Below are 12,451 nucleotides of genomic sequence, written 5' to 3'. Positions count from 1 at the left end.
TCCTTGTCGTTCGCCGGCCGCCGGATCAGTGGCTGACGGACACCGAGCCACTGGACAGGGGCGCGGTCGGCATCGGCAGCGGATCGGCCACCTCGTCCCACTCCGTCGGCGTCAGGGTGCCGGTCAGGGCCCATTTCAGGGCCTCGTCCGCGGTCGAGATCGGAATGATCTCCAGCCCCGACTTCACATTGTCGGGCACCTCGGCCAGGTCCTTCTCGTTCTCCTGCGGGATCAGCACCGTCTTGACCCCGGACCGCAGGGCCGCGAGCAGCTTCTCCTTCAGGCCACCGATGGCCGTGACCCGGCCCCGCAGGGTGATCTCGCCGGTCATGGCGATATCCTTGCGGATCGGGATGCCGGTCAGGACCGAAACCATGGCCACCGTCATGGCCACACCGGCCGAGGGGCCGTCCTTGGGCGTCGCGCCGTCGGGCACGTGCACGTGGATGTCGGTCTTCTCGAACACCGGCGGCTTGACCCCGAAGGTCAGGGCCCGGGCCCGCACATAGGAGGCGGCGGCCGAGATCGACTCCTTCATCACGTCCTTGAGGTTGCCGGTCACGGTCATGCGCCCGCGGCCCGGCATCTTGATCGCCTCGATGGTCAGGATGTCGCCGCCGAACTCGGTCCAGGCCAGGCCGGTGACGATGCCGACCTGGTCCTCCTCGTCCATCTCGCCATAGCGGTATTTCTTGACCCCGGCGTATTCGGCCAGCTTGGCCTCGTCGACCGTGATGCTGGTCGCCCCGGTCTTGGCCATCTCGCGCACGGCCTTGCGGGCGACGCTGCCCAGGGCCCGCTCCAGCGACCGCACACCGGCTTCGCGGGTGTAGTAGCGGATCAGGGTGCGGATGGCGTCGTCCGGCACGATCAGTTCGTCGGCCGTCAGGCCGTGATCGGTCAGCAGCTTGGGCAGGACGTGACGCTTGGCGATCTCGACCTTCTCGTCCTCGGTGTAGCCGCTGACCCGGATGATCTCCATCCGGTCCATCAGGGGCTGGGGCATGTTCAGGCTGTTGGCCGTGGTCACGAACATGACGTTGGACAGGTCGTAGTCGACCTCCAGATAGTGGTCGCCGAAATTGGCGTTCTGGGCCGGGTCCAGCACCTCGAGCAGGGCCGAGGACGGATCCCCGCGCCAGTCCGAGCCCAGCTTGTCGATCTCGTCCAGCAGGATGAAGGCGTTGGTGGTCTTGGCCTTCTTCATCGACTGGATGATCTTGCCGGGCATCGAGCCGATATAGGTGCGGCGGTGCCCGCGGATCTCGGCCTCGTCGCGCATGCCGCCCAGCGACATCCGCACATATTCCCGGCCCGTCGCCTTGGCGATCGACCTTGCCAGCGAGGTCTTGCCGACGCCCGGAGGGCCGACCAGGCACAGGATCGGGCCCTTCAGCGCACCGGTGCGCGCCTGGACGGCCAGATACTCGATGATCCGTTCCTTGACCTTCTCGAGGCCGTAGTGGTCCTCTTCGAGGATGTCCTCGGCCTTCTGCAGGTCGATCGGCTTCGACTTGGCCTTGCCCCACGGGATCGACAGCAGCCAGTCGAGGTAGTTGCGCACCACCGTCGATTCCGCCGACATCGGGCTCATGTTGCGCAGCTTCTTGACCTCGGCGTCGGCCTTGACGCGCGCCTCCTTGGACAGCCGGGTGCGGCGAATGCGCTTCTCCAGCTCCATGATCTCGTCGCGCTGATCGTCGGTCTCGCCCAGCTCGCGCTGGATCGCCTTCATCTGCTCGTTGAGATAATATTCGCGCTGGGTCTTCTCCATCTGGCGCTTCACGCGCGAACGGATCTTCTTCTCGACCTGCAGCACCGAAATCTCGCCTTCCATCAGGCCATAGACCCGCTCCAGACGCTTGGGCACGTCCGTGGTCTCCAGCAGCGCCTGCTTGTCGGCGATCTTGATCGACAGATGGGCGGCGACAGAATCGGCCAGCTTGGACGGCTCGACGATCTGCGGAATCGAACTCAGGGCCTCGGGCGGCACCTTCTTGTTCAGCTTCACATAGTTCTCGAACTGCTCGACCACGGCGCGCAGCAGGGCCTCCGACTGCGACGGGTCACCGGCCTCCTCGGGGATCTCGACCGCCTCGGCCTCGAAGAATTCGGTCCGTTCGGTGAATTTCACCAGCCGCGCACGGCTCTTGCCCTCGACCAGCACCTTGACGGTGCCGTCCGGCAGCTTGAGCAGCTGCAGCACGGTGGCCAGCACGCCGACCGGATAGATGGCGTCGGAGGCCGGATCGTCATCGACGGAGTTCTTCTGGGTCGCCAGCAGGATCTGCTTGTCGCCCTGCATGATCTCGTCCAGCGCCCGCACGGACTTCTCGCGCCCGACGAACAGCGGCACGACCATGTGCGGGAACACGACAATGTCGCGCAGTGGCAGGACGGGCAGGGTTTTGGTCTCGGTCATGATGCACACTTTCCCGGGCCATTGGTGATCTCCGGCCCGTCACCCCGCGGCCCCCGGCGCGATGCCGGACCCCGTCAGGGCGACCCGTCGATTCCGACGGTGTTCACAGGAGTATGTGGGTCGCGGGCCGCCCGGTTCAAGCGTAACGACAAATCGCCGCGCCATCGGGCCGGTATTGACGGCCCGGCACGATCTGGTGCCGGACGCCACTGATCCGGAACGGTTCATGCGCAGCGGGACTTCAGGAGCGGATTCCGCGGACGATCCGGGGCCCGGAACGACCGCATCGTCCACCGTGCCCGGCGGCAATACCGGGCTTCATCCCCAGGCAACCACCCCGACCGGCGTCGGTGCCCGGGCCTTGGACACGAAAAAGGCCCCGGACGCGGTGCCCGGGGCCTGGTCTCGGTATCAGGATGTCGACGGCGGTCAGGCCGCCCCGTCGGCCTTCTTCTTCTCGGCATAGATCAGCAGGGGCTGGGCATTGCCCTCGATCACCTCGGCATTGACCACGACCTCCTCGACCCCTTCGAACGTCGGCAGCTCGAACATGGTCTCCAGCAGGATGCCTTCCAGGATCGAACGCAGGCCGCGGGCCCCGGTCTTGCGGGTGATGGCCTTCTTGGCGACGGCATTGAGCGCGTCGTCGGTAAAGGACAGTTCGACATTCTCCATCTCGAACAGCCGCTTGTACTGCTTGACCAGGGCGTTCTTCGGCTCGGTCAGGATCATCACCAGGGCCTCCTCGTCGAGGTCCTCCAGAGTCGCCAGCACCGGCAGGCGGCCGATAAATTCCGGAATCAGGCCGAAGCGCATCAAATCGTCAGGCTCGACCCCCTTGAGGATGTCGCCGGTGCGACGCTCGTCGACCTCCTTGACCTTGGCCCCGAAGCCGATCGAGGCCCCGGCACCGCGCGCCGCGATCACCTTCTCGAGGCCGGCGAAGGCCCCGCCGACGATGAACAGGATGTTGGCGGTGTCGACCTGCAGGAACTCCTGCTGCGGGTGCTTGCGGCCGCCCTGCGGGGGCACGGAGGCGACGGTGCCCTCCATGATCTTCAGCAGGGCCTGCTGCACGCCCTCACCCGACACGTCCCGGGTGATCGAGGGATTGTCCGACTTGCGCGAAATCTTGTCGATCTCGTCGATGTAGACGATGCCGCGCTGGGCCCGCTCGACGTTGTAGTCGCTGGACTGCAGCAGCTTCAGGATAATGTTCTCGACGTCCTCGCCCACATAACCGGCCTCGGTCAGGGTGGTGGCGTCGGCCATGGTGAAGGGCACGTCGATGATGCGGGCCAGGGTCTGGGCCAGCAGCGTCTTGCCCGAACCGGTCGGCCCGATCAGCATGATGTTGGACTTGGCCAGCTCGACGTCATTGTTCTTGGCCGCGTGATTCAGGCGCTTGTAGTGGTTGTGCACCGCTACGCTCAGCACCTTCTTGGCGTGCTTCTGCCCGATCACATAGTCGTCAAGGACGTCCCGGATCTCCTTCGGCGTGGGCACGCCGTCCTTGGTCGTCTTGAAGGCAATCTTGTGCTCTTCGCGGATGATATCCATGCACAGTTCGACGCATTCATCGCAGATGAATACGGTCGGACCGGCGATGAGCTTGCGCACTTCGTGCTGGCTCTTCCCGCAGAACGAGCAGTACAGAGTGCTCTTAGCGTCGCCGCTGGCTGCTTTGGTCATAGACCCTTCTCACTCCGACGAACGGCCCCGGTATGCGGCCGAGCGCGTATCCAACGCGTTGATTCCTGAACTCTAGGCGCGAAGGTCTTCAAAAATTGACAATCACCCATCATGGCCGCGGCTACAAGCCCACCGGGGACCGGCAAGCCAGGAAGAACGGACCATGTTCACAGTCGATGGGGATCACGGCGAATGCGTGACATGGGCACCGAACCGGTGATTCGCCAGACCCTTGACCCCGCCCCCGCGCCGGGCGTGCCGATTGTCGCCTTCGATTTCGACGGCACCCTGACGATTCGCGACAGCTTCACTGCCTTCCTGCGCTGGCGCGCCGGCCCCGTACGCTGGGCCCTCGGCCTGGCGCGCCTGGCCCCGGCCGTGGTCCACTATGCCCGCGACCGCGACCGCGGGCGCATCAAGGCGGCTTCGGTGCGCGAATTCCTCGGTGGCGTGGATCGCGCGACGCTGGAGGCCGAGGCCGAACGGTTCGCGGAATACATCTGGCCGCGCTTCATCCGGCCCGACGCCCTCGCCTGCTGGCAGGACTGGGGCCGCAAGGGGGCCCATCGCGTGATCGTGACCGCCTCGCCCGAGATCACCGTGGCCCCGTTCGCGCGCCGCCTCGGGGCCGAGGCCCTGCTGGGCACCCATATGACGTTCGACGGCGACGGTCGCGTCACCGGGGCCTTCACCGGCCCCAACTGCCGGGGCGAGGAGAAGGTCCGCCGCCTGCGCGCCGCCTATGGTGCCGATGTGAAACTGGCCGCCGCCTATGGCGACACCAGCGGCGACACCGAAATGCTGGCCTTCGCCGCCGAGGCGGGTTTCCGGGTCTTCACGGCCCGGCCCTGAGGGGGGCCGGCTCCGGTGCCGGGCGGGCTCGATCAGACGTCGACCGACCCTAGAGGCCGTTCGCATCCACGTCGAAGACCACCGGCTTGCCGCGTGAGGTGGGATTCCAGCCGGCCTCGATGGCGGCCGTGACGGAATTGCGCACGGCGTCGATATTGACGCGCTGCTTCTCCAGGTCCGGACGTCCATTGGGACGCGTCGGCATCGGGAACTGGACGATCGCCTCGCGCTTGAAATCCTTCAGCCGCAGGGCGATGGCCATGCCGTCCCAGGTGCCGTCAGCCTGCGGCTGGGGCTGCCGGCGCACCTCCCAGTCATAGAGGTCGCCGTCGATCTCGACCACGCCGCGGGTGTCACGTCCGTACTGCATGCGCTGCTCATAGCACGATCCCGCCCCGGACGACCGCATCCTGAACGCACAAAAAGGGCGGGCGCGCCGTCACCGGCCCGCCCGCCCTTGGAATCCGGTGATTCCGGCCGGATCAGACGGTCTTGATGCCGTCGCTGTCGGCCTCTTCGCGCTTCTCGTAGACGTGGTCGATGATGCCCCAGTCCTTGGCCTGTTTGGCATCCATGAAATGGTCGCGGTCGAGCGTCTTCTCGACCTCCTCATAGGTCCGGCCGGTGTGATGGACGTAGATCTCGTTGAGTCGCTTCTTGGTTTCGACGATGTCCTCGGCGTGGCGCACGATGTCCGAGGCCTGGCCACGGAAGCCGCCCGAAGGCTGGTGAACCATGACGCGGGCGTTCGGCAGGGCGATGCGCTGGCCCGGCTCCCCGGCTGTCAGGATCAGCGAACCGGCCGAGGCCGCCATGCCCATGCACACGGTCGAAACCGGGCTCTTGATGTATTGCATGGTGTCGTAGATCGCGAGCGCCGAGGTCACCTGACCACCGGGGCTGTTGATGTACATGCTGATTTCCTTCTTCGGGTTTTCCGACTCGAGGAACAGCAGCTGGGCGCAGATCAGCGAGGCCATCGTGTCCTCGAACGGCCCCGTCAGGAAGATGATCCGCTCGCGCAGCAGGCGGGAGAAGATGTCGAACGAGCGTTCGCCGCGGCTGGATTGCTCCACCACCATCGGCACGAGGTTGCTCTGGATGAAATCGATCGGATCGCGCATTCGATGGCCTTCTCGGAGATGCTGCCCGTGGACGGGCGTCTGGCGCGACTCACCGGCCGCTGCCCTGTTGAACAGGATATCGCGTTGCCAAGTCGTTGACGCAAGGCATCAGCGGAAAAAGCAAATCCCCGCTCCGGGGACCGGAACGGGGATCACTGTCGTCAAAAAGCGGTCGGGACGGCCTATTCCTCGTCGTCTTCCTTCAGAAGCTCTTCCTTGGTGATCGGCGTGTCCTTGACCTTGGCCTTGTCGAAGATCAGGTCGCAGACCTTCTCCTCATAGATCGGCGCGCGCATCGAGGCGGCGGCGTTCTGGTTCTGGCGATAGAATTCCAGCACCTGCTGCTCCTGGCCCGGATAGTTGCGGGCCTCGGCCATGATCGCGTTGTTCAGTTCCTGGTCGGTGACGCCGACGTCATTGGCGCGGCCGATCTCGGCGAGGACCAGACCCAGGCGCACGCGACGCTCGGCGATCTTGAGGTACTCTTCCTTGAGCTTCTTCTCGGACTTCTTGGCGTCCTCGGCCGGCAGGTTGCCGGCTTCCTTGTCGGCCTGCACCTGTTGCCAGATGCCCTCGAACTCGGCATCGACCATCTTGGGCGGCAGGGCGAAGGTGTGGGCCTTGTCCAGGGCGTCCAGCAGAGCGCGCTTCAGCTTGAAGCGGGCGGCCCCCTTGTACTGCTGGTTCAGGTTGTCGCGCATCAGCTCCTTGAGCTTGTCCAGCGACTCCAGACCGATGCGCTTGGCGAATTCCTCGTCGACCTTGGCTTCGGCCTCGGCCTTGATGGCCTTGACGGTGACGTCGAAGGTCACGGCCTTACCGGCCAGGTGCTTGGCCTGGTAGTCCTCGGGGAAGGTCACGTTCAGGACCTTCTCCTCGCCAACCTTGGCCCCCTTGAGCTGCTCCTCGAAGCCCGGGATGAAGCGGTTGGAGCCGATCACCAGCTGGGCGTCCTCGGCGGCACCGCCCTCGAAGGGTTCGCCGTCCAGCTTGCCCAGGAAGTCGATGGTGACCTCGTCGCCGTCGGCGGCCTTCACGGTCTTGCCCTTCTTGTCCTCGTAGGACTTGGCCTGGCCGGCCAGTTCCTTGAGCGCCTCGTCGAGATCGGCGTCCGTGGCCTCATAGACCGGGCGCGACAGCTTCAGCGTCGTCGGATCGACCGGCGTGAACTCGGGCATGACTTCCAGGGCCATCTCGAAGACGAGATCTTCCTGGCCGGCCATGACCTTGTCCATGTCCGAGGTCAGCTTCATGTCGGCCGGGGCGGCCGGACGCACCTTGGCGTCCTCGAGGGCCTTCTGGCTCGACTCGTTCAGGGCGGTGTTGATGATCTCACCCATCATCTCGCGACCGAAGGTCTTGCGCACGTGCGCCGCCGGCACCTTGCCGGGACGGAAGCCCTTCAGCTTCATCTGCGGGGCGACCTCCTTCAGCTTGGCGTCGAGCTTGGCGTTCAGCTCGGTCACGGGGATGGTCACCGCGATGACGCGGCTGAGGCCTTCGTTCGACTTTTCGACGACTTGCATGGACAGAATCTGACGCTCTGGGGCAGCGCCGGAATGTCTGGCGCGCGCGGGGATTGAATAAAGCAGAAAGGCCGCCCCGGGGGGAGCGGCGCTCGAAGCCCGCCCTTATGTCGAGAAGGGCCGAAAAGGTCAACGCAGGCGACGGTTTCGCCGGCCGTCGGTCTCGCCTATGTGATGGACATGAACCAGTCCGTGTCCCCCATCGGCGTCTTCGTCACCCCGGTGACCCCGCTGCAGCAGAACTGCACCACCGTCTGGTGCGTGAAGACCGGCAAGGCCGCGGTCATCGACCCCGGGGCCGAGATCGACCGGATTCTGGCGGAAATCACCCGGCGCGGCCTGACCCTCGACGCCATCTGGATCACCCACGGCCACCTCGACCATGCCGGCGGTGCCGCCGAGATGCAGGAAAAATCGGGCGTCAGCATCATCGGCCCCCATCCCGACGATCAATTCTGGATCGACGGCATTCCCGAACAGGGCCGCACCTACGGCCTGCCGACCGCCCGCAGCTTCTCGCCCGACCGCTGGCTGGCCCACGGCGACACCCTGACCCTCGGCGAGACCGAGTGGGAGGTGCTGCACTGCCCCGGCCACACGCCCGGCCATGTCGTGTTCTTCAATCGCGCGGCCAGGTTCGCCCAGGTCGGCGACGTGCTGTTCCGCGGCTCGATCGGCCGGACCGACTTTCCGCGCGGCAACCACACCGATCTGCTCACGGCCATCACCACCCGTCTGTGGCCGCTGGGCGACGATGTGACCTTCGTGCCCGGGCACGGCAGCCATTCCACCTTCGGGGCCGAGCGGCGCGACAACCCCTACGTCTCCGATGCCGCCATGCAGCGCGCGCCGATCGCCCGTCCGGCAAGCGGTCCATCCTGACGCCGCAGCCCGACCGGGACAGCGACTGAACATCCGGGCGGGCGTGGCGTTACAGGAGGGAAAGGACACCGCATGACCGATCCCGCCCCCGCATGGCCCGACGCGCCCCCGCCCGAGATCCTGCCGCCCGACACGCCCGGGCCCGACATTGACCCCGGCGGCTCACCCGACGACCTGCCGGACTTCGATCCCGGCCCCCAACCCGATCCGGGCGTCGAGATCCCGCCCCCGCCGTCCGGGGGGCGCTGACCGCACCCGCATCGCCGCCGCCGTCAGCCCGATTGGTCGCACCCCGGAACCTCCGGCCAGCCCCCGGGTTCAGATGACAACCGTTATCGTCTTCTGGAAAGGACCGCACCATGGCCGAAGGTCAACCCACCCGGACATCCGGTGTTTCGAGACGAGGTTTCGCCTCGATGGACCCCGAGCGTCAGCGTGAGATTGCCCGCAAGGGCGGGGCCAGCGTGCCCAGCGAAAAGCGCAGCTTTTCCCAGGATCGCAGCCTGGCCGCCCAGGCCGGCCGCAAGGGCGGCGAGGCCTCGCACGGGGCCCGCAAGGAGCCGCAAACCGACTAGCGACCCGATCGACCCGGCGGCCCCACCGCCGGGTCTCAGCCCTGCAGCAGGGCCAGGGCGACCGAGGGTGCGGGGCCGGCCCGGAAGCGCGCCATCGTCCAGCCCGCCGCCTCGACCATGCGCTTCAGCGACGCCTCGGTGAATTTCCGCGAACTTTCCGTATGCACCGTCTCGCCCTCGGCAAAGGCGATGCGCCGGTCGCCCAGGTCGACGGCCATGTCGCGCGTCGCCGCCAGATGCATCTCCATGCGCGAGTCGGCTTCGTTCCACACCGCCTGATGCCGGAAGGCGTCCAGGTCGAAATCAGCGTCCAGTTCGCGGTTGGCGCGATCCAGCAGGTTCAGGTTGAAGGCCGCCGTCACGCCCTGACTGTCGTCATAGGCCGCGATCAGGGTGGCGGGGTCCTTGACCAGATCGACGCCGAGAATGAACAGGGCGTCGTCGCCCAGCAGCGCCCGCGCCGCCTTGAGAAAGGCCACGGCCTCGGCGGGTTCCAGATTACCGATGGTCGAGCCGGGGAAGAAGCCGATCCGCCGCCCCGTTCCCGCGGCGACCGGCAGGGCCTCGAGGTGCAGGAAGTCGCTGACCAGCGGCGCGACGGTCAGATGCGGATAGGCCGCGTCGATCCGCGCGGCGGCCTCCGCCAGCGCCTCCGGGCTGATGTCGATCGGCACATAGGCGGCCAGGTCCCGTCCGGCATCCAGCAGGATGCGCGTCTTCTCGCTGGCCCCCGACCCGAACTCGACCAGAACCGAGCCGGGACCGAATTCGGCGGCCCAGTCCGGCGCGACCTCGCGCAGCAGGGCTGCCTCCTGTCGCGTCGGATAGTATTCCGGCAACCGGGTGATGTCCTCGAACAGGCGCGACCCCTCGGCGTCATAGAACCATTTCGGCGAAACGGCCTTCTGCGGCTGGCTCAGGCCTGCGACCAGCGCCGCGCGGAAACCGGCGTCCTCCGCCGCCGGGGTTTCCGTGCTGCCTGTCGCCGGTTCGATGTCCCGTGCCAGTCGAAGTCCCATGAAGGCCCACCTTTGCTGCGGATAGTAGAAATTGCGGTAGCTGACCCGGGCATGTCCCGGCGGCGTGGCGAACGCCCCGCCCCGCAGCACCATCTGGTTGGCCATGAATTTGCCGTTGTACTCGGACGCGGTGCCTTCGGTCGGCCTGAACCCCGGATATGGGGCGTAGGCGCTCGATGTCCACTGCCAGACCTCGTTCGACAGATTGGCGAAGGCCGGACCGGCCGTGGTCGCCGCATGCTCCCACTCGGCCTCGGTCGGCAGGCGCGCCCCGGCCCAGCGGGCATAGGCGTCGGCCTCGTAGAAGCTGACGTGACGCACCGGGGCGCCCGGATCGACCGGATGTCGCCCGGCCAGGCCCAGCACCGTCCAGTCGCCGCCGTCCCGCCGCCAGTACAGGGGCGCGTCCCAACCCTCGGCCTGCACCACGGCCCAGCCGTCGGCCAGCCAGAGGTCGGCGCGACCGTAGCCGTCGTCAGCGATGAAGCGGAGCCAGTCACCGTTGCTGACCAGGTCATGGTCCAGGGCAAACGGCTGCAACCAGACCGGATGGGCCGGGCTCTCGTTGTCGAAGGCGAAGCCCCCTGCCCAGGCCCCGGCCGCGGTCCCGATCTCGACGCGTCCGCCGGCGAACCGCGTCTGCCCGCCGCGCGGCGGCTGCGGCGGGGCGGTGCGCGGCTCGGTCGCATAGGCCGCCGGATCCAGCGGCGATCGCGACATCAGGTGCAGCAGGTCCATCAGGAACAGCTCCTGGTGCTGCTGCTCGTGATGCAGGCCCAGGGTCAGCAGATAGCGCTGCGACGCGTCCAGCCCGCCGGCGTTCAGCCGGGCCACCATCCGCCGGTCGATCTCGTTGCGGTAGTCCAGCACCGTCGCCAGCGACGGCCGGGTCATCAGGCCGCGTTCGGCCCGCGCCACCCGCGACCCCAGCGCCTCGTAATAGGAGTTGAACAGCGTCTGGAACCGGGCGTCGACGGGCACATAGTCCGGCTGCGCCGCCAGGATCATCGCCTCGAAGAACCAGCTGCTGTGGGCCAGATGCCATTTGCCCGGGCTGCAGTCGGGCATCGACTGGGCCTGCAGGTCCTCGGGCGACAGCCCCGCGGCGAGCGCCGGCATCACCGCCCGCACGCGCCGGTAGGCGGCGATGTCGCGCGCTCCGATCGTCTCGATCCCGGCCGGTGCATTCATCCGCAATGACGTCCGCTGTTGCCTGTCGTCACCGTCGACGCTCCCGTTCCACCCAATGCCCCTGTGGGGCCCGGGTTCCTCGTCAGGCCGGCAAGCCTAGCCGTAGATCGGCGCGGGATCACCCCGTTTCGACCCATCGGCCCCCGAAGCGTCAGCCGAGACCGGCGATGGCCTCCAGGATTTCGTCGACCGCCTCGACCCGGGTGGCCCAGGAACAGACGAAGCGCACCGAGCCGTCATCGAACCGGTAGCAGGCCCAGCCGAGGGCGTTCAGACGCGCATGGGCGGCCTCCGGCATGCGCACGAACACGGCATTGGCCTCGACCGGATGGGCCAGGGTGAAGGGCGAACGGGTGGCGATGCCCGCCGCCAGCCGCTGGGCCATCAGATTGGCGTGGGCGGCCCCGTCCTCCCAGGCCCCCGACTCCAGCAGCCCCAGGAAGGGGGCCGCCAGGAAGCGCGCCTTGGACGCCGTCTGCCCCGCCTGTTTCAGCCGGTTGTCGATCCGCCGCGCCAGCGACTTGTCGAAGATGACCAGGGCTTCGGCGCAATTGGCCCCGGCCTTGGCCCCGCCGAACACCAGCACATCCACACCCAGCCGCGGGATCAGGGTCAGGTCGAAGCCCGCCGCCGCCGCATTGGCCAGCCGCGCTCCGTCCATGTGCACGCCGTAGCCCTTCAGCTTCACCGGCTCGATCAGGTGGCGCAGTTCCTCTTCGCTATAGATCGTGCCGTATTCGGTGGACTGGGTCAGCGACAGGGCGGCTGCCGGCTGACGGTGACCGACCTCGGGTTCGGCCAGGGCCGCATTGAGGGCGGCCGGCTCGATCTTGCCCGAAAAGCCCGGCAGGCCGATCAGGCCGACGCCCTGGCCGAAGAAACCGGGGGCCCCGGTCTCGTCGGTGCAGATGTGGGCGGCGTGGTGCGCCAGTACCGCCTCGTGTGGAAAGGCCAGCATCGACAGGGCGATGGCATTGGCCGCCGTGCCGCTGAACACGAAGCGGATCTCGGCATCGGCGTCCAGCCGGCCGCGGATCTGGTCGGCGGCGCGGGCGGTGACGTCGTCCGCTCCGTAGGCGCGGGCAAAACCGTCATTGGCCGCGACGATCGCCGCCAGCGCCGCCGGGGCCATGCCGGCCGTGTTGTCGGACCCGAAGTCGTAACGCAC

Annotated in this window: 11 protein-coding genes; 4 read left to right on the top strand and 7 right to left on the bottom strand. The window is 67.2% G+C overall.

The annotated features are described in order from the left end of the window. Positions 1-25 precede the first annotated feature (25 nt). Both lon and clpX read right to left on the bottom strand, forming a co-directional pair. Positions 26-2,422, bottom strand: coding sequence for an endopeptidase La (gene lon, locus AACZ75_RS10135; RefSeq protein ID WP_339872732.1), 2,397 nt, complete (start codon positions 2,420-2,422; stop codon positions 26-28). Positions 2,423-2,851: 429 nt separating this feature from the next. Further along, positions 2,852-4,114 carry an ATP-dependent Clp protease ATP-binding subunit ClpX gene (clpX, locus tag AACZ75_RS10130; RefSeq protein ID WP_339872731.1) on the bottom strand — a complete coding sequence of 421 codons (1,263 nt, stop codon included), beginning with the start codon at positions 4,112-4,114 and terminating at the stop codon, positions 2,852-2,854. A 201-nt stretch (positions 4,115-4,315) separates the two neighbouring features. Here clpX and AACZ75_RS10125 point away from each other — a divergent pair, with 201 nt between their 5' ends. Continuing rightward, complete coding sequence (locus tag AACZ75_RS10125; RefSeq protein WP_339872851.1) at positions 4,316-4,966, top strand: HAD-IB family hydrolase; 651 nt, start codon at positions 4,316-4,318, stop codon at positions 4,964-4,966. A 49-nt stretch (positions 4,967-5,015) separates the two neighbouring features. Here the strand turns inward: AACZ75_RS10125 and AACZ75_RS10120 are convergent, their stop codons facing one another. The 3 genes from AACZ75_RS10120 to tig all read right to left on the bottom strand — a co-directional run bounded on the left by AACZ75_RS10120 (position 5,016) and on the right by tig (position 7,616). After that, a complete protein-coding gene (locus tag AACZ75_RS10120) occupies positions 5,016-5,336 on the bottom strand; it encodes a hypothetical protein (RefSeq protein WP_339872730.1) in 321 nt (106 codons plus the stop codon). Between the two features lie 112 nt (positions 5,337-5,448). Next, positions 5,449-6,090: an ATP-dependent Clp protease proteolytic subunit gene (locus AACZ75_RS10115; protein WP_339872729.1), complete on the bottom strand. Its 642-nt coding sequence runs from the start codon at positions 6,088-6,090 to the stop codon at positions 5,449-5,451. A gap of 182 nt (positions 6,091-6,272) precedes the next feature. Continuing rightward, positions 6,273-7,616, bottom strand: a complete 1,344-nt coding sequence (tig, locus tag AACZ75_RS10110) for a trigger factor (protein WP_339872728.1) — start codon at positions 7,614-7,616, stop codon at positions 6,273-6,275. Between the two features lie 180 nt (positions 7,617-7,796). Between tig and AACZ75_RS10105 the strand changes: the two genes are divergently transcribed. From AACZ75_RS10105 to AACZ75_RS10095, 3 genes are all read left to right on the top strand, one after another. Beyond that, entirely contained in the window at positions 7,797-8,498 is a 702-nt protein-coding gene (locus AACZ75_RS10105) for an MBL fold metallo-hydrolase (protein WP_339872727.1), read from the top strand. 72 nt (positions 8,499-8,570) lie between these two features. After that, entirely contained in the window at positions 8,571-8,747 is a 177-nt protein-coding gene (locus AACZ75_RS10100) for a hypothetical protein (protein WP_339872726.1), read from the top strand. Positions 8,748-8,857: 110 nt separating this feature from the next. After that, the gene (locus tag AACZ75_RS10095) at positions 8,858-9,073 is read left to right on the top strand and encodes a general stress protein (RefSeq protein WP_339872725.1); all 216 of its coding nucleotides are present in this window, start codon (positions 8,858-8,860) and stop codon (positions 9,071-9,073) included. A 35-nt stretch (positions 9,074-9,108) separates the two neighbouring features. Here the strand turns inward: AACZ75_RS10095 and egtB are convergent, their stop codons facing one another. Beyond that, positions 9,109-11,283 (bottom strand): ergothioneine biosynthesis protein EgtB, encoded by a 2,175-nt coding sequence (gene egtB / locus AACZ75_RS10090; RefSeq protein WP_339872724.1) that lies wholly within the window; start codon positions 11,281-11,283, stop codon positions 9,109-9,111. A gap of 151 nt (positions 11,284-11,434) precedes the next feature. Then, positions 11,435-12,451: a beta-eliminating lyase-related protein gene (locus AACZ75_RS10085; protein WP_339872723.1), complete on the bottom strand. Its 1,017-nt coding sequence runs from the start codon at positions 12,449-12,451 to the stop codon at positions 11,435-11,437.

This window comes from uncultured Brevundimonas sp., assembly GCF_963975535.1.
Lineage (GTDB): Bacteria > Pseudomonadota > Alphaproteobacteria > Caulobacterales > Caulobacteraceae > Brevundimonas.
This window is presented reverse-complemented; position numbering and strand designations above follow the sequence as displayed.